This is a genomic window from Chryseobacterium sp. B21-037, from assembly GCF_028570785.1.
In the GTDB taxonomy this organism is placed as follows: Bacteria; Bacteroidota; Bacteroidia; order Flavobacteriales; family Weeksellaceae; genus Chryseobacterium; species Chryseobacterium proteolyticum.
The window spans coordinates 1,665,558-1,683,181 of the sequence record NZ_JALGCB010000001.1; the positions used below are offsets into that span (position 1 = coordinate 1,665,558).

13 protein-coding genes and 1 tRNA gene are annotated in these 17,624 nt (G+C 35.3%); 4 read left to right on the top strand and 10 right to left on the bottom strand.

Features of this window, described 5'->3' with window-relative positions:
- Window positions 1–66: 66 nt before the first annotated feature.
- Together MTQ00_RS07320 and MTQ00_RS07325 are read right to left on the bottom strand one after the other, a co-directional pair.
- Window positions 67–1,368, bottom strand: coding sequence for a M20 metallopeptidase family protein (locus MTQ00_RS07320; RefSeq protein WP_273648287.1), 1,302 nt, complete (start codon window positions 1,366–1,368; stop codon window positions 67–69).
- 304 nt (window positions 1,369–1,672) lie between these two features.
- Window positions 1,673–2,464 (bottom strand): hypothetical protein, encoded by a 792-nt coding sequence (locus tag MTQ00_RS07325; RefSeq protein ID WP_273648288.1) that lies wholly within the window; start codon window positions 2,462–2,464, stop codon window positions 1,673–1,675.
- A gap of 207 nt (window positions 2,465–2,671) precedes the next feature.
- On the opposite strand from MTQ00_RS07325, the gene MTQ00_RS07330 reads away from it, so the two are divergent.
- Window positions 2,672–3,703 (top strand): helix-turn-helix domain-containing protein, encoded by a 1,032-nt coding sequence (locus MTQ00_RS07330; protein ID WP_273648289.1) that lies wholly within the window; start codon window positions 2,672–2,674, stop codon window positions 3,701–3,703.
- Between the two features lie 307 nt (window positions 3,704–4,010).
- Here MTQ00_RS07330 and pgl read toward each other — a convergent pair whose 3' ends face one another.
- The 3 genes from pgl to gndA are packed head-to-tail and all read right to left on the bottom strand — an operon-like array spanning window position 4,011 to window position 7,657.
- A complete protein-coding gene (gene pgl / locus MTQ00_RS07335; RefSeq protein WP_273648290.1) occupies window positions 4,011–4,721 on the bottom strand; it encodes a 6-phosphogluconolactonase in 711 nt (236 codons plus the stop codon).
- Window positions 4,722–4,746: 25 nt separating this feature from the next.
- A complete protein-coding gene (gene zwf, locus MTQ00_RS07340; protein WP_172278766.1) occupies window positions 4,747–6,228 on the bottom strand; it encodes a glucose-6-phosphate dehydrogenase in 1,482 nt (493 codons plus the stop codon).
- 10 nt (window positions 6,229–6,238) lie between these two features.
- Window positions 6,239–7,657, bottom strand: a complete 1,419-nt coding sequence (gene gndA, locus MTQ00_RS07345; protein ID WP_273648291.1) for an NADP-dependent phosphogluconate dehydrogenase — start codon at window positions 7,655–7,657, stop codon at window positions 6,239–6,241.
- Window positions 7,658–8,028: 371 nt separating this feature from the next.
- On the opposite strand from gndA, the gene MTQ00_RS07350 reads away from it, so the two are divergent.
- The 3 genes from MTQ00_RS07350 (at window position 8,029) to MTQ00_RS07360 (ending at window position 10,607) form a co-directional block, all read left to right on the top strand.
- Complete coding sequence (locus MTQ00_RS07350) at window positions 8,029–8,388, top strand: prevent-host-death protein (RefSeq protein WP_172278770.1); 360 nt, start codon at window positions 8,029–8,031, stop codon at window positions 8,386–8,388.
- 244 nt (window positions 8,389–8,632) lie between these two features.
- Entirely contained in the window at window positions 8,633–10,003 is a 1,371-nt protein-coding gene (locus MTQ00_RS07355; RefSeq protein ID WP_273648292.1) for a T9SS type A sorting domain-containing protein, read from the top strand.
- 373 nt (window positions 10,004–10,376) lie between these two features.
- Window positions 10,377–10,607, top strand: coding sequence for a hypothetical protein (locus tag MTQ00_RS07360; protein ID WP_273648293.1), 231 nt, complete (start codon window positions 10,377–10,379; stop codon window positions 10,605–10,607).
- Window positions 10,608–10,726: 119 nt separating this feature from the next.
- Here MTQ00_RS07360 and MTQ00_RS07365 read toward each other — a convergent pair whose 3' ends face one another.
- The 5 genes from MTQ00_RS07365 to MTQ00_RS07385 all read right to left on the bottom strand — a co-directional run bounded on the left by MTQ00_RS07365 (window position 10,727) and on the right by MTQ00_RS07385 (window position 17,621).
- Window positions 10,727–10,918: a winged helix-turn-helix transcriptional regulator gene (locus MTQ00_RS07365; RefSeq protein WP_273651053.1), complete on the bottom strand. Its 192-nt coding sequence runs from the start codon at window positions 10,916–10,918 to the stop codon at window positions 10,727–10,729.
- 187 nt (window positions 10,919–11,105) lie between these two features.
- Window positions 11,106–12,110 carry an SDR family oxidoreductase gene (locus MTQ00_RS07370; RefSeq protein WP_273648294.1) on the bottom strand — a complete coding sequence of 335 codons (1,005 nt, stop codon included), beginning with the start codon at window positions 12,108–12,110 and terminating at the stop codon, window positions 11,106–11,108.
- A gap of 564 nt (window positions 12,111–12,674) precedes the next feature.
- Window positions 12,675–12,746 (bottom strand) — tRNA-Arg (locus tag MTQ00_RS07375).
- Window positions 12,747–12,817: 71 nt separating this feature from the next.
- Complete coding sequence (locus tag MTQ00_RS07380; protein WP_273648295.1) at window positions 12,818–14,584, bottom strand: TonB-dependent receptor; 1,767 nt, start codon at window positions 14,582–14,584, stop codon at window positions 12,818–12,820.
- 73 nt (window positions 14,585–14,657) lie between these two features.
- A complete protein-coding gene (locus MTQ00_RS07385; protein ID WP_273648296.1) occupies window positions 14,658–17,621 on the bottom strand; it encodes a tetratricopeptide repeat protein in 2,964 nt (987 codons plus the stop codon).
- Between the last annotated feature and the right edge of the window lie 3 nt (window positions 17,622–17,624).

Below are 17,624 nucleotides of genomic sequence, written 5' to 3' on the forward strand. Positions count from 1 at the left end.
TTATTTAAAATTTTAAAGTTCCCTTTTCAAAAAGGAATTATTTTAAAAAAAGTTTCGTGAAAGAACTTAGTTTTTATAAAGTTGTTCAATAATCAGCGATGAAAAATACTTCACCCCTGTTCTTATGCTTTCTTCATCCACTTGAAAATTTGGAGAATGATTCATAGCAATCATTTCTTTTTCAAAGTTGGAACCTCCAAGGAGAAAATATACACCTGGTATTTTTTGTTGAAAATAAGCAAAGTCATCATTAAAAAACGGAACCTGTCCATAATCAGGAGAAATTGCATTGATCCTGTAAATATCACGAATGGTTTTTATTGCAGTGCCGGTCAGTTTTTCATCATTGATGACTGTAGGGTTTTCTTGTATAAATGAAACTGAAATAAGCTGACTTTTATAAGCATCCTCCACCAATCTTTTAACTTCAGGAATTATTTTCGGAACACGTGATGCATTGGTCTCATACAGATAAGCTTCGAGAAAGAAGTGATCATTTCTAGAATAGACACTCAACTTATCGTCCAGGATGCGATAATCTTTAAAAATAGTATTAGGGTTTATCAATCCTATATCCGGATCTATTATATGCTGAATTTCCCATGGCTTACTTCCTGCGTTCATGCGGGACAAAGAGGTATGAATTTTCCCGGTTAAACTTTTTATCTCCTCTTTTGATAATTCTTTTTTTAATTCAATTCGTATTCTTTTCTGATAAGCAAATACTTCATTCGGCTTCACTATTATTTCTCCTACCGGGAGAGCGGTTACGTGCAGACCATATATTTCATCAGGAGCTATTTTGGAAAATAAATTAGTATTCATTATTCCTTTAGCTCCCATAAAGGTTTCTTCTTCCGGTTGGAATACAAAGTAAACGATTCCTTTTAAATGCTTTTTATTTTTAGCAAGAATTTCAGCGATTCCCAGTCCGATCGCCATATGAACATCATGACCACAGCTATGTTGAATACCTTTTGTTTCTGATTTGAAAGGCTGCGGATCCGGAAAATCATTTAAAAGCGCATCCATATCTGATCTCCAGGCTATTTTCTTTCCTTCACGTTCACCCCTTAAGATTCCTACTACTCCATACCCATATATATCCGTTTCTACCTCAAGTCCTAAGGCAATCAAATACTGTTTTAGCATCTTCTGAGTCCGAATTTCATGACCTGCCAATTCCGGATTTCTATGAAAATCTCTTCTGATCTCAACAAGTTTATTAAAAATTTTATCGGTTTCGAGCTGAATAGATTGATGGGAAAAAAACTCTTTTTTAGAGTTGGATATTACTGGCTTTTTCAGTTTTTGTGCAGAAACAACAGATACACTAAGGTAAATTAAGCTTAACAGAAGTTTTTTCATAGTAAAATTGATCTAAGTTTTTTGAAGAGTTAACGTTGATTATTATATATAATAAACAATCATTGCAGTATTATCATTACAATTTACACACAAATTGTAACTACATTAGTGAAAATCTTAGTTTCCAAAAACTTAATAACTATCATCTTAAAATAAAAGTAAGCTTTACAAAAAAGACGATCATGTAAAAGTTACTTTCTTATATATAATAAAATACAGCCTAGAAAATAATCTCAGGCTGTATAATTATTTTAGAAACAGATATCAGTTATAAATGAAAATATTCATCTGCTTCTTGATAATCTTAGTATTGTTCGAATGCAACAACATATGTTTCGTTTTCGGCTCCTGCCCCATTATTAAAACTATCAAACCCATAAAAGTACCCCGCTTTTAAATCATTACTTCCCGGTATTACTCCATCTTTTGTAGAAATCTGAAACTGAAATCCCCATGGTCTTGTCCAATTTCCATTGTATGATAAAGCATTTGACCATGTATCCCAATTCGATGGAGTAAAGGTAACATTCTGCACACTTCCATTTGTGCTAGACCCAAACCACAATAAACTAGCATAATAAGTAACATCTGAAACAGGAGCTGACAATAATCTTACTTCAATATATGTATAGGAATTATCGCTATTGGCTCCAGGTGTTGTACCATTATAAGTTGCAAATCTGAACTCCAAATTCATGGAAGGCACTTTTAATGTTGGTTTATTAAAGCCATTAGACTGTAGATTCCTTCCTCTGTATTTTTGTTTTAACAATATGGAACCCGACTCATCGTCAGAAGGCTGATTTATTTTATCCCATTGCACTCCATCATTGACATATAAACCAGGACTCACATCATTTACTTTAGCAATGTTGTAGACAACCATACCTGCCACATGTTCGGACAAAGGAGATGGAGAATTTATAGATGATAATGCTAATCTTGGAGGTAAAAAACCTCTATTATCTGAAGTTAAATCAAGCACAGAATTCGAATTTGGTGTTGTTGTATTAATCCCAACTTGAGCAGTAAAAAATAAAGGATTAAAGAATAAAAACAATAATAATACGATACTAATAATCGGGTAATTTTTCATAATAATTTTTTTTTAAAATTTATGTCCTACAAAATTATAGGCACAATTTTTGAAAATCGAATAGTTTAAAAAAAGATATGTTTCATTTTGTAAAAATTATAAAACACTTAAAATCAACCATTTTTAAAGTTTACATCTACGGAAATGATACATGATATTATTCAATGAAATTATCAAAACATCACTTTTATATAATTATATATTGTTATGCATGTACTCGCAGATGAAGTAAAAAATAAAATAGAAAAATTAGAATATTCTTTCGCTAAAAAAATCATATTCTTATTATTGGTGAAACAGTTCATCACATTGTTGTTTGATCTCTATTTTTGGGGAACCAAACACCTTTTTTATGATTTAATATTACTTTTAACAGTAGGGCCTTGTTATATTTTCACTTTAGTTTCTGGGGATTATAACTTTCAGAAAGTTGGAAAACTTACCTTGGCTTATCTTATGCTTTTAAATACTTTTCTGACCATTGTATATTATCAGAATTTTCCAAGTATTATTGTATATGTCTTTATATTTCCTATTGCATTGCTATTATTTTACAACGTAAAGAAAACAGTTTATATATCGGCCATTTTACTTACAGGTCTTCCATTAAGTATTATATTTAACTATTATTTTATAAAAGACAATATAAATATCAATGATATTCTTTACTATGAAGTTTCCAATACTTATATGATTGTCTGGGCATTTATCATCTTTACTGTTTGTTTATACTATGCAATTCAAATTCTTAGATTGAAATCTGTCTACATTTTCTTAATGGAAAATAATATAAGCGTAGAAGGTTTCTTCTTACTGGAGAAACAGAAAAAAATGAGATTGTTTAAGAATAAATATTCTGAGGATGAGCTTTCAATCACTATTTATGAAAAATTATTTAAAAAAATTGAGCTGTTAATGCAAACTGAAAAACCATGGAAAAATCCGGAATATAGTCTCAAGCAATTAGCACGTGATGTGAATTCCAATACCCAATACGTTTCTACAACCATCAATAATTACACAAAAAATAATTTTAAAACCTATCTGAACGAGTTTAGATTAAATGCTTTTATTGCTTCCCTTGAAGACAAAAATGAAGAATTTTCAATGGAGGAAATATATCTTACTATAGGCTTTTATAACAGGTCAACTTTCAACAGAGTCTTTAAGTCTAAATTTAAAATGACTCCTCAGGAATATATTAACAGCAAGGAAATTTTGATTTGTAATGATGCATGAAAACTTTTTACAATTAATTTTTCAGATAATATTATTTAAAATATTTTTCAAAAAAAATCAATATTTCTTTGTGAAAAATCCAGAGAAATCACACAAAGATTAGATAAAATAACTTCTCAATATTAGGATCTAAGGCACTAAAACCACATACAATTTAAAAATAAAACGTCCAGATCCATTATAGATCTAGACGCTCAATATATTCAATTTTCAATCTTTGAATACTTTTATAAAGTATTGAAAAAATTAGCGCTCAGTGACGCGAAGTTCTATTTTCTGATTAAAATAAGTTGAAATAGCTCAGATTTTAACCTCCTGCTTTTTCATCTGTGAAAAACTGAAAACCTTCTTTTTTCTCAATAAGCTGCATCGGATATAATTTGGGATTATATTCTCCGTTGAGTATCTCATTCAGCGCATGCCTTTTAGACTCCCCAAATGCAACAACCACTATGTTATCCGCTTTATTGATCAATGGTGCCGTTAAAGTAATTCTGAACATTTCCTGAGGTTTCAGATAGTAAGCGGATACCCACTTTTCTTTTTCATCCAAAACATTTTCTCCCGGAAATAAAGAAGCCGTATGTCCGTCATCTCCCATTCCTAAAAGAATGAAGTCGAAAATACCGTCCGGCCCAAGAACTTTTCGGATCTGTTGTTCATATTCTTTAGCATATTCTTCAGGTGCCATACCTTCCTTATACATTGGAAAAACCTGATCTTTGTTAACCGGAACCTTATTGAGTAAGGCTTCAAAAGTCATTTTAGCATTGCTTTTGTCATCATCTAAAGGAACCCATCGTTCATCAACCCAAAAGAAATACACTTTATTCCACTCAATCTTTTCTGCATATCCGGGAGTTGCCAGCAAGTTGAAAATAGCCTTAGGAGAAGAGCCTCCGCTTAGCGCGACAACAAATTTATCGTTTTTCTCTATTGATTTTTTTGAAAGATCAACAAAGGTATCTGCTGCTTTTTTATACAGCTTATCCAGATCTTCAAATATCGTAATATTCATTTTTTTCTTTTTAAATTAATACTTGCTACACCCAGCTATGCCCCTGTCTTTCAACCAATGAAATACTGTCATCCGGTCCCCAGCTCCCCGCTTTATAATTAGGGAAAGAGGCATCTTTATTATTTTCCCACGCTTCCTGTATAGTAGTAACTACATCCCAGGCTTCTTCTACCTGATCGGAACGCATAAATAAGGTAAGGTCCCCGATAAGCGCATCCAATAATAAAGTTTCGTAGGCTTCCGGGGTATCCTCCTGACAGACAAAGTTATCAAAGATCATTTCTACCGGTTTTAGGACCAGCGAAAGCCCTGGTTTTTTGGTCATAAACTGAAGTCTGATATCCATCAGCGGCTGAATATTGATGATAAGCCTGTTTGCTGATAAAAGATGAGGACTATCCGAGAACGTTGAATGCGGCAAAGGTTTAAACTGGATCGTAATATAAGAATGTTTTTCTTTCATTTTTTTCCCGGTACGGACATAAAAAGGAACATTCTGCCACCTTTCATTATCAAGGTAGAATTTTACAGCCGCAAAAGTCTCTGTGTTGGAATCCTTAGCAATCCCATCTTCCTGGCGGTATCCCTTTATTTCTACACCGTCTATAATATTCTTTCCATATTGGCCCCTCACCGCATAATGATCGACCTGGTCAGGAGAAATTCTACGGATTGCTTTCAGAACATCTACTTTCCGGTCTCTAATCTCCCCGGATTCAAGGGATGCAGGCGGTTCCATAGCAACCATACAAAGGATTTGCAATAAATGGTTCTGAACCATATCCCGTAATGCTCCGGTTTGCTCATAGAAAGCTCCACGCGTCTCTACCCCCACTTCCTCGGCAACAGTGATCTGCACAGATTCTATATATTTATGATCCCATAAAGGTTCAAAAATAGAATTCCCAAATCTGAATGCCAATATATTCTGAACGGTTTCTTTTCCTAAATAATGATCGATACGATAGATCTGTTCTTCTTCAAATGTCTGTGCCAGAAGACTATTAAGCTCTATTGCCGATTGTTTATTATAGCCAAAAGGTTTTTCGATAATGATGCGGTCTTTTTTAGCATCACCGGCTAAAGCTGTATTTTTAATATGGTTTGAAATGGTAGCTATGAAATTAGGTCCTATTGATAAGTAAAACAATCTGTTGGCCCGTACGCCATACACTTTATCAAAAGCCTCCAGCTTCTCATACAACGACAGGTATGAACTTTCTTCATCCAGCTGATGCTGAAAGTAGGTAATATGTGCCTGAAAGCCTGCCCAGTCTTCAGAAGTCACTTTTTTTCTGGAAAAACGCTCCAGATTTTCTTTAATATAGCTCCTGAAATATTCATCAGTATTATCTGCTCTTCCTAGTGCAACAATATTAAAGCCTTTTGGCATTCTGCCATCGATATACAAGTTATAAAAAGCCGGAAAAAGTTTTCTTTTTGCCAGGTCTCCTGTAGCACCAAAAATTATAATGGTTGTTGGCTGCAAGATTTTATTTTCATTCATTTTTCCGAATTTATTGATTTAGACTTTGCCAAGAAGTATGAAAAACTCCTTCTCTGTCGGTTCGCTGATAGGTATGTGCTCCAAAGTAATCACGCTGAGCCTGGATAAGATTTACAGGAAGAGATGCTGTGGTATAGGCATCAAAATAACCTAAAGCAGTCTGCAGCCCTAAGCTTGGAATTCCATTAGAGGCAGCATAAGCCGCTGTTTTTCTTAATGAGCTTATTTTTTCTTTAACAATAACTGAAATATCCTTATCAAGTAAGATATTGGATAAATGAGGGTCTTGGGTGTACGCCAGATAAAATTTCTCTAACAGCACGGAACGAATAATACAACCTCCTCTCCAGATTTTTACAACATCTTTTAACGGAATTTCAAAACCATATTCCTCAGATGCTTTAACCAGTAAAGCCAGTCCCTGCGCATAACTGATCAGGGTAGCCAGATAAAGTGCATCTCCTACTTCTTTAATAAATGCTTTAGTATCTTCCGGATTTGTTATTTCGCGGTCTGAATACAGTTTAGAAGCGCGAACCCTCTCTTCTTTATATGCTGATAATATTCTTGAAGTAACAGCAATATCAATCGTCGGAATGGAAACTCCGATTTCCATGGCTTGCTCAGAAGTCCATTTTCCTGTTCCTTTTGCCCCTGCTTTATCTAAAATCTGATCCAACAGGTATCCATCGGTTAAAGAATCTTTCTGTTGAAAAATATCCCGGGTGATCTCTATTAAAAATGAGTTCATCTCGCCGCTATTCCACTCTTTAAAAACCTGATATAGCTCATCATTGTTAAGCTTAGCTCCTCTTTTTAGCAGGTCATAGGCCTCACTGATCAGTTGCATAATGGCATATTCAATCCCATTATGAACCATTTTCACATAATTTCCTGCTGATCCTTTCCCCATATATGCGGTACAGGCTTCATTATCCACTTTTGCAGAAATGGCCTCCAACATAGGCTGAAGAAGACGAAATGCTTCCAAATCTCCTCCTGGCATTATACTCGGTCCAAATCGTGCACCTTTTTCACCGCCGGAAACCCCCATCCCCATAAAATGCAGATTTTTTGAGGCCAAATCGGCAATACGTCTGTTGGTATCTTCAAAATAAGAATTTCCTGCATCAATAACGATATCGCCTTTACTTAAAAGCGGAGTCAGGCTTTCAAGAACTGCATCTACAGGCTTGCCCGCCGGCACCATAAGAATAATTTTCCTCGGACTTTCCAATGCGGAAACAAAATCTTCTAGGGAACCTATCCCTTTTATTTTCATTTCTGAAGTGGCCTCAGCCTCTAATTCTTTTACTTTCGCTACATCAAGGTCAAATCCTGCGATTGAAAAACCGTTATCAGCAATATTGTAAAGAAGATTTCTCCCCATTACACCAAGGCCGACCATCCCATAACTATATCCTTCCATTGTATTGGTATTTATTATACAAAGAATAAATTTACGCAAAGCCTATGAGGAAAAAAATAAAAGAATAGAAAAATTCCCTGACTTTTTTCATCTTCCTCATTTATAAGAAGATAGTTTAAAACAAGTTTTTACGGATAATCTTCCGATTTTTAAAAAGGAAAAAAATTCACCTTTATTCGAAATTTTACAGATATACGATCCCTACTATTGAATAACAGTCTATTTATTTCAGTATAACGTGAATAAATATAAAATTATTTCGCATTTCTCCTCTCCTGCTTGACTAGGACCTGATAATTATGAAAATAATCTATTGAAAAATGAATGCTATTTTGTGTAATTAAATCATATATTTGCCAAAATTTAAATTCATGAACTACAAACTTGCGCTTAATACGCAGGAGCCTAACTCTAACATTGTTTTTAATACAATTATGTTTGATTCTTTTAAGATCAATATAGTTGAGAGGTATGCTGGATCAATGAATGCTCGGCCGAAATTGTGTGAAGTTTTATTCAAGGTGAGAACTTTGGATGATGATATCATCCAGAAAAGAGATGGGAATATGAGGGTAAAAATCAAGGGAGATACTTTTGATGATTATCAGAAGTTATCTCAGAAACTAAATTCTTATGAATATAAAAATAAACTGATCAACAGAAAAGATGCTGAACAGGATTACGTTCACTTTATCCTTAGTCTGGTAATTGCAAATTACGATCTCAATTAATTTTTTTGTATTCTTACAATAATTTTTATTGCATATTATTCTAAATCTGTAAGAGGTATTCCTATGGTTATACCTATCGGATTTATTAGGCTCAGGCAATACTGAATTGTCGGACAACTATTCCTTTACGTATTCATCAAGGGAAAAGCTAGCCTTATATGCTGTGGAATGATGAAGACTTGCTATTTCATTTTAATTTTCTATACCGCTTTTTATGTATATTTAAAGCAAACTTTTAACTAAAATGAAACAACAATTATTCTTTAGACAGATTATCTTTCTTTATTTATTCTCCCTTTCTATTTTTTTATTCGGTCAAAATAATACCTGGCAGCCCCTGGGTCCCGATGACTCCAACCAACCTTCGTTCGGAACTTCTGACGTTACCAGCCTTACGATGACACCAAATGGTACCCTATATTTTGGATACAGAGATTATGTGAACAATAGTAAAGCCACTGTAAAGAAGTTTAATGGTACCAATTGGGAAACCGTAGGAACAGAAGGATTTTCGGATGGCATTACATCTCAGATAGATCTCACTACAGCCCCGGATGGCACTCCGTATATTGCCTATCAGGATTATGCGAATGGTAGTAAATTGACGGTAAAAAAATTCAATGGTACCAGCTGGGAAACAGTAGGAATACAAGGATTTACGAGCAGCGGCCCCATTTTTATCAGTTTAGTTATAGCCCCTGATGGAACACCATACGTAGGATATTCAGATAATAATAACAATAAAAAAGCTACTGTAATGAAGTTTAACGGAACGATTTGGGAAACAGTGGGAACATTAGGCTTTTCAGCTGGAGATGCCCAATATGTCAATCTTGCTGTAGCACAGAATGGAACTCTATATGCAGGGTACAGAGACATTGTTAGCGGAGGCAAAGCAACCGTGAAAAAATTTAATGGTACCAGTTGGGAGACGGTAGGAACATCCGGATTCTCGGTAGATCTCAGTGCCATGTATGTAAGTCTTGTAATCGCACCTAATGGTACTCCTTATATTGGCTATTCAGATTTCAATGACAGTGAAAAAACAACTGTTATGAAATTTAACGGTACCAGTTGGGAAACAGTAGGTCCGGCACAATTTTCCGCAGGCACAGCCATTTTTACCAACCTTGCCATAGCATCGGATGGCATTCCTTACATAGCTTATGCAGACGGTACTAACAATATGAGAACTACGGTTAAAAAATTCGATAACAACAATTGGGTAACTATAGGTACACCGGGGTTCTCAGCAGGAGGGGTTAACTATAATGTTGATCTTGTTATTAGCCCGGACAATAAAAAAATAATTGTAGGATACAGTTTATCGGCATCTAATGGCGTTTTTGCTAGGTATTACGATGCAGGAGAACTGAGTATCAAAGAAACCTCAATTCAAAATTCCGGCATATATCCAAATCCTGTAAAAGGCGAGCTCAATATAAAAACAGAGAAAAAGATCAAATTATGTACTTTATTTGATATGGCAGGGAGGATCATTCTAACCACCTCATCCCAAAAGATCAGTGTCTCAGCACTGACAAAAGGAGTCTATATGCTGAATATCCAATTTGCAGACGGCACTTCCTTATCGCAAAAAGTGATGAAAGAATAAAATCAATGTTATTTAGATATAAAAAGGGCCTCTTAAGAGGCCTTTTGTTATGATTACAAACGTCAACTTTTAAATATTATTAGCAAAAATTTTATCCCAACCCACTATTGAATAGTATAATCTTTGGTATCCACTTCTGATAATCTAAAGTAGCCCAATGGTGCATTAGAAGAGTTAGTCTGATTAATAATATTTCCGTTAACAGCTGTAGGAATCGTAGAAAACGGACCGCTTTCTGAGCCTGAGGCATTCAGTATTTTTCTGAAATAATCATAATACCTTTTGGAAACTGCAATTAATTTAATATTGATAAAATCTCAGGTTGGAACGTTTTCAAAAAGCAGTATAAAAGTCAAAAAGCTACTCCAAATTAATGAAAATAGATCAAAGTTTTTCCGATATAGAACCCAGTACAAATTATTATTTATTTGTCCGGGCAGAAAGGGTGAGTAAATCCTATATCGTTAATTCCATGCATATAAATTCTCTAGACAATAATACCATTTACATGAAGGAGAATGAAATCCCCTTTGGAAATATATACAGAGATTATTTCTTCAAAGAATTTGTAACAAAAAAGATGTTGGGAAATAACACCTCATAGAAAATTCTGCAATAATCATTGAAACCAATACTTACCGATTTGAAATCATTCCTTAATAGCTATTATAATAATCCTAGTTATACATACAGGGCTTATTTAAATCTATTTGTTTGTTCTGATCACTTTTCTTTTATTTTTTGCCTATGTTTCAAACCAAAATTAAGCAAGGCATCAATGACCGGAAGAATCTCCTCCATATATTGAGTGGGTGTATAAGAAACGGTAACCGGTTTCGTATTATTCACAGTCCGGCTAATCAGCAAATTGTCTTCAAGCTCCTGTAACTCTTTGGATAGAACTTTTGGTGTTATGCCTACAGCCCGAACCTATATCGCCGCCTTGAGCTCCATAAAGTGGTAATTACAAAATTTCATACTCTTTTAATAATTGACCGTCCTGAAAAGCACTTCTTTTAGAAAGGAAATAAAGAAATACCATAATATTATTATGGTAAAATGTTTTTTCCGTAACGAATCCATGTTCTAATTGTTGTTAAGATTATGGCTGTCCTTTACCTCCGGCTGCTCCGTAAATCTGTCCAGTTGCAAAACTGGCGTCATCAGCTGCTAATTGAACAAATATAGAAGCGAGTTCTGCAGGCTGTCCCGGCCTTCCGAGCGGTGTATCACCACCGAATTTTTCCAGATTTTCCTGTGTCTGCCCTCCGCTTACCTGCAAAGGTGTCCAAACAGGTCCGGGCGCAACGCCATTGACCCTTATCCCTTTCGGGCCCAGTTGCTTGGCAAGAGATTTCACATAATTGGTCGTTGCTGCCTTGGTTTGTGCATAATCATAAAGATCAGCGGATGGATCATAAGCCTGAATAGACGATAGACCAATGATAGAAGAGCCTGGTTTCATATGAGGCAGAGCTGCCTTTGTGATCCAAAAAGGTGCGTAGATATTGGTTTTCATCGTCCAGTCGAAGTCTTCGGAGCTAAGATCGAGTATAGATTCGTTGGCTTTCTGATGACCTGCATTATTGATCAGAATATCCAGACCTCCGAGTTGCTGTACAGCCTGGGTAACCAATTGCTTGCAAAAGGCTTCACTGCGAATATCCCCGGGGATGGCAATACCTTTACGACCTTCCTTTTTAATGAGCTCAATCACCTGCTTTGCGTCTTCCTCTTCTGCAGGCAGATAATTAATTGCTACATCCGCTCCTTCTCTTGCATAAGCAATAGCTGCAGCCCGACCAATGCCTGAATCACCGCCTGTGATCAGTGCTTTTCTTCCTTCTAATCTTCCAGAACCTACATAGCTCTTCTCTCCATGATCGGGTACCGGTGTCATTTTGTTTGCCAATCCGGGAAAAGGTTGCGATTGCTTATTAAAAGGCGGCTTGGTATATTTGTTCCGGGGATCCGTAAGCTCCTTCGCATTCGTTTTTCTTGTAGTAGTACTTTGTGACTGCGCTAAAGCACCGGGAGCAACGGCTGCCACGGCAACAGTTGCAGCTATTTTTCCGATAGCATCTCTCCTTGTTATTTTACTTTCCATATCAATATGATTTATTTGGTGTTTAAAGAATTTATGATTTGAAAATAAGCAGCAGGACACGCCAATATTAAGTGCGAATTATTGAAAATGTTACTGATTGCTCAATTGCCATATACTTTATTATATTCAGTGATAAAAGATTGTAATTGATTCGGTTTAATAATTATAATCTTATTACAATTATTTAGTGAGTATAAGTGTAAAGGTAATAGACTGCTCAACAAAAGTTTATGACACAGATCATAATTAAATTATTGTTCGAAGGAATGATGATTAATTGTTATTAAAATATCCCTTATGATAGACTGTCCAAAGAATACCATATAACCACAAAAAATTAAAATATGATGGAAAAAAATTATAACATAAGATTTTGTTGGCTGCAAGTTGAGCAGAGCCATTATTGAGTATTATGCAAACTTTATCTACAGTATTTGTAGCACTTCCAGAATGTTTATTTTAAATAGACTAAAATATCAAACACAACAGATTAAACATAAGAGTTGATAAAGAGATTTTACATTTATAAAAAAAAGACAACTATCAAATAGTTGCCTTTTTTTGTGACCGCAGAAGGATTCGAACCCTCACTGTCGGAGCCGAAATCCGAAGTTCTATCCATTAAACTATGCAGCCGATCCGTAATAGATTGAAGTAACAAGATCAGAAGGAATTAAACCTTCTTACTCCTATTCTTTAAAGTACTACTAGAAAGTAATCTTTACACCACCCAAAATCTGGGCTCCCAATACTTTATATCCTTTGTAGGTTTGGTAGTTTGAGTTCAGAAGATTATTTCCGGTTGCAAAAATACTGAAATTTTTGTGAAATTTATACTCTGCGGAAAGATTTAAATCTGCATAACCACCAACTTTATCATTAGTGTTCTCTGTAGACTGATAAATCATAGCAGGATTTGCCACTCCCTCGATAGAGTAAGAGTTTGTCGTTCTGTCACTTGCAAAAATTCCCTTGAACCCTAGCAATAACTTTTTATCAAGCATTGAATATTTTGCACCAATGCTGGCATTAAATAAAGGAACGTTATAAATATTATCGTAATTCTTCAAATTATACTTTGTGAATCTCAATTCAGCATCTAAAACAAGATTTGCCAGAGGAAAATACTGAATGCTTCCTTTGATATCACTTACATTACCGTCATCGTAAATAGCAGAGAATGTATTCGCAAAATTATATGCAGAACGGTTTAATGTAAAATCATTATTGAAAAGATCATTAGCCTTAAAGAAAAGGATATCTCTCATTTTTCCAAAACCAGCTGAGAAATCATACTTGATTGTTTCATCAATATCCCCTCTTAAACCTGCATAAAAATGATATTTGGTTTCTGTAGGCTTCAACATCTGATCGGAAAGGATAAATGGATTTTGCTGCAAAAGGTCACTGTAAGTGTTTAGTTTTAAACCTCCGTCTACCCCTCCATAGAATTTGAATTCTTTTGAAGCTGCCACCTGGAATTCAGCTTTTGGAAACCAGTAGCTTTTATTGTTTTTTACCTGCTCCATAATGGCACTTGAATTTTTACCATTCAGAAATGCAAATGAAGAACCCACCATTAAATAAGACTCTCCCTTAGTGAAAGTAACTTTCGGATCTAAAGTAGCGTTGAAATAATTGGATGAATTTTTATCCCTGATTTCGAAATCGGTTTTAACGGTTTCTAATCCTACTCCCAAATCAGCATTCATGAGAATGTCATTTTTAGACAATTCTACACCATGTTTTGATAAATTCACCAAAACGGATGCCTGGTTTTCCTGAGCGTCAAAATGATCCTTTAAAAAAGAGGATTTAACCCTTACATCATTTAAGATCTCATTTGAATAGAAATCATAGTATCCGTTCACTTTAAATTGGTTTACTCTCTGCGTCAGATCCACATCTGCTGCAGGTTCCAGAGCATAGATTCCGTAATACCTGTTGTTATCCAATCCATATTGGGCATTCAAATTGAATTTTCCTTTTTCTCCATAGGAGTTTAAGAAAGCCCCTATAGTGGCAGAACTCTGTTTGGAATCCCATGCATATTCTCTTTTCAGTCCCAATGTTGACAGAAAATGCACATCAGCCCCTACTTCAAGCTTATTATCAAGGGTTTTGGAAATATTGGCATCTCCTAATATCTTTCCGAAATTCCCCATCCCAAATTGCAGATAATTATTTTGAGCAGATCCTTCAAATTTCGGCGTTACATCCTGACCCTGAATTGTGGAAGTTTTAAAGTCTGAAACAGCAGGAACATCTGTAATCCTGTATTGTACAGGATTCTGAGATTTCTCTTCAGGCGGATAGTTCTTAATAGTTTCTATTGAAGTCTTTTTCTTTTCGATCTTTTTAACTTCCGGTTCTCTTTTTTTATTAAGAATCAGCCTTTCTTCCTTGATCTGGGAAAACGCAATCTGCGAAACCCCTAAAAATAATATAGATAATATTTGAATTTTCTTGTTCATTATTGCTTTGTATTTATGTATCTACGGCATGTATTAATGAAATAATACCCGTCGATACGACCGTACATTTTCTTTATTTTTTGATCTGTTTTTTCACTTCCTTAGCTTCATTAACAATTTCCGGGAAGTCCTTGTAGTTCGCAATGATCTGATCACAAGTATAACTTGCCTGGTAATTATCTTTTAAACCAATATAGTTTTTCGCCATCAGCACCAATGCTTTAGCTCCCCAATACTCCTCAGAAGAATAGTTATTAGCCAGCTTGAAGATGGTTTCGTTGGAAGATTTGAATGCTTTTCCTTTGTTCTGGTAAAATGCTTTTGCATATAATGCTTCTGCTGCCACCTCAGTATTGGAGGATTTTTCAAGAGAAGCGTAAGCTGCCTGGGCATCTTTATCTTTCGAAGAGTTCATGAGGCTTCTTGCCTTGATTACTTTTGCCGTTTCAATAACAGCAGCAGAGTTTTTAGTATTAGCAATAACATCATTGGCCAGCTTTTCAGCCTGAGAGAAGTTTTTCTCCTCAGCATACATCTTCATTAATTCCACATTCGCGTAGTTTTTAATATTGATATCCGAAGAGTTTTTAATATTCTCTAAATATTTTTTAGCTTCTGCACTGTTCCCCTGCGACACATAAATCTGGGCTAAACGGGTTTGTGCATCATCCTGGTAATCATTTTGAACATTAGCAACTTCCTGAAGCACCAATAACGCTTTTGTTGTATTATTTGTTTGATAATAACTTTCTCCCAGTTCATATTTAGCCTGGAAAAGTCCTTCTCCCGTAGGATTTTGTGTAAGGTATTTCTCATAATAAGAAATGGCATTCTTATAGTCTTTTTTCGAGAAATACTGTTTTCCTGTAGAAAGGTTGATCTCATCGATCTCCGAGGCATCTACATTAACCCCAATATTTTTTGCAAAACTTTCGTACCCTGCAACATCTCCATTTTTAGTAAATACAGGTTTAGCCGCCTGAACAATTTTCTGGGCGTATGCGGTATTCTTATACTGTTCTCCCAGCGATTTCAACTCAGCAATCGCTTTATCGTTCTGGTTCTGATCAATATAATTTTGTGCCCTGTAAATAGATGCGTTAGCAACAAGGTCTTTATCTGAAGAGGTTTTAATTACTTTTGCAAAATAATCATTAGAGTTTGTAAAGTCATCCTGTGCCGCATATGCTGTTCCGATCTCATATTGAGAATCATCGTAATAGTCGGATTGCGGATATTTGGACAGAAGGGATTTTAGCGTATTAATTTTAGCCTGCGTATCCCCTTTAAATCCTAAAGCCATCCCCTTCTGGTATAAGGTATAGTCCGTAGAATCCTCATTTTTATCATAGATAGCGATTGCATCATTCAGCTCATTATTTGCATAATGGATATCTGCCAAACGAAGTTCCGCATCATTTTTAAATTCCGGTTTAGGGTTGGTAAGGTATTGTTTAAAGTATGTTTGGGCCTGATCAAATTTTTTGGATTTGAAATAGGCATATCCAAGATCATAAGGCAGCTGTTGCTTCTCTGGAAAGGTAACGGTCAGTAATTTTTCATAACGCACAATTGCTGATGGATAATTTCCTTTCTGATAGTAAGTCTGAGCCAGCCAGTAAAGTGCCCTGCTGTTGAATTCTTTATTGATATTGAACGCAAGGCTTCTTAAGAAATATTTTTCTGCCTCATCATAATTTCCTTTGTTGAACTCCTCTGTTCCCAACAGGTAAGAAACCTCCTGATCTACTTTATCAATTTCAGGAGAAGAGCTTTGCAACCTGTCGATTGCATTTAATGTTTCCTTGTAATTCCCTGAATACAAATAGGATTTCACCAGCAAAGACCTCATCTCTGAAGCATTATCTGCATTCTGGTTTTCATTGATGTAACTCTGGATAACTCCTGAAGGACTTTCAAAAGGGTTTCCGATATCGTAGCTTAATTTTGCGTATTGCTCATGCGCCAGCTTCTTTACTTTTGCATCATAATTCATCTGGTAAGACGATCGGAATGCAGACAATGCTTCCTGTTTTTTATCTACTGCCAGATAAGCATTCCCTAACTGGTAATAAGCATTTTGAGCCAATGCAGAGTTGCTGTTCAGCAATTGATTGTAATAAGAAACCGCTTCATCATATTTCTTCAGCTGAGCAGCTACAAATCCCATTTCATACAAATCGTTCTCAGAAGGACTTTGCTGAACACTCAGGTAATCCTTCAGGTGCGGATATGCAGCAGCATAATCATTCTTCATGAAATAACTTTCCCCAATGATTTTATGAACTTCTGCTTTATAGGAATCAGAAATATTCTCATTCAATAAAAGATTTCCTTCAGAAATTGCTTTATCATAGTCCTTGTCATTGTAGTACATCTGAACGTAATAAGGACGAACCAGCTTTGAATATTTAGGCTGATCTTTTACAGAATCAAAATACTGGAATGCTTTATCATTCTGCCTGTTTGAATAATACAAATGTCCCAGCATATAAGCAATATCCCCTTTTTGAGATTCATCAGCTGATTTATAAGCTTCTTCCAGCGCATCTATTGCTCCTTTAGAATCTCCGGTCATGAATTTTGCATATCCTAATTTCAGAATATACTGAGTATTTTCTTCTTTTGAAAGCTGATACTGATTCACATTTTTCAAAGTCTCCAGCGCTTTATCAAAATCTTTTTTAGCCAGATAATAATCCGCCAGAGGTAAATTAGCCTGAGCAAAATATGCTGAATGCGGATATTCTTTGATAAAGGCCGTTAAACCTTCTTCAGCATGATTTTTCTGAAGAATAACTCCGATCACATTATCAAAAAACTGGGCTGCTTCTTTCCTGGATCTCGACAGATTTTGATTGTAAAAATATTGTCGGGCATATTCGTATTGAGAAGCGTTGTATATTTTGGTTTGGTAAAGATTTTCAGCTAGATTGAATCTGTAATTTTCTTTCTGTGTAAAGTATTGAGACTGTTGAGCATCGGAGATTCCGAAATAGATCACGGCAGCCGCTAAAAGTATTTTTTTTGATTTCATTCT

What these genes read in the sequence shown, in the direction of transcription:
- MTQ00_RS07370 (WP_273648294.1), bottom strand. Translation starts at nt 12,110, where the DNA reads ATGGAAAGTAAAATAACAAGGAGAGATGCTATCGGAAAAATAGCTGCA.
- MTQ00_RS07330 (WP_273648289.1), top strand. Translation starts at nt 2,672, where the DNA reads ATGCATGTACTCGCAGATGAAGTAAAAAATAAAATAGAAAAATTAGAA.
- gndA (WP_273648291.1), bottom strand. Translation starts at nt 7,657, where the DNA reads ATGGAAGGATATAGTTATGGGATGGTCGGCCTTGGTGTAATGGGGAGA.
- MTQ00_RS07320 (WP_273648287.1), bottom strand. Translation starts at nt 1,368, where the DNA reads ATGAAAAAACTTCTGTTAAGCTTAATTTACCTTAGTGTATCTGTTGTT.
- MTQ00_RS07380 (WP_273648295.1), bottom strand. Translation starts at nt 14,584, where the DNA reads ATGAACAAGAAAATTCAAATATTATCTATATTATTTTTAGGGGTTTCG.
- zwf (WP_172278766.1), bottom strand. Translation starts at nt 6,228, where the DNA reads ATGAATGAAAATAAAATCTTGCAGCCAACAACCATTATAATTTTTGGT.
- MTQ00_RS07360 (WP_273648293.1), top strand. Translation starts at nt 10,377, where the DNA reads ATGAAAATAGATCAAAGTTTTTCCGATATAGAACCCAGTACAAATTAT.
- MTQ00_RS07355 (WP_273648292.1), top strand. Translation starts at nt 8,633, where the DNA reads ATGAAACAACAATTATTCTTTAGACAGATTATCTTTCTTTATTTATTC.
- MTQ00_RS07385 (WP_273648296.1), bottom strand. Translation starts at nt 17,621, where the DNA reads ATGAAATCAAAAAAAATACTTTTAGCGGCTGCCGTGATCTATTTCGGA.
- MTQ00_RS07325 (WP_273648288.1), bottom strand. Translation starts at nt 2,464, where the DNA reads ATGAAAAATTACCCGATTATTAGTATCGTATTATTATTGTTTTTATTC.
- MTQ00_RS07350 (WP_172278770.1), top strand. Translation starts at nt 8,029, where the DNA reads ATGAACTACAAACTTGCGCTTAATACGCAGGAGCCTAACTCTAACATT.
- pgl (WP_273648290.1), bottom strand. Translation starts at nt 4,721, where the DNA reads ATGAATATTACGATATTTGAAGATCTGGATAAGCTGTATAAAAAAGCA.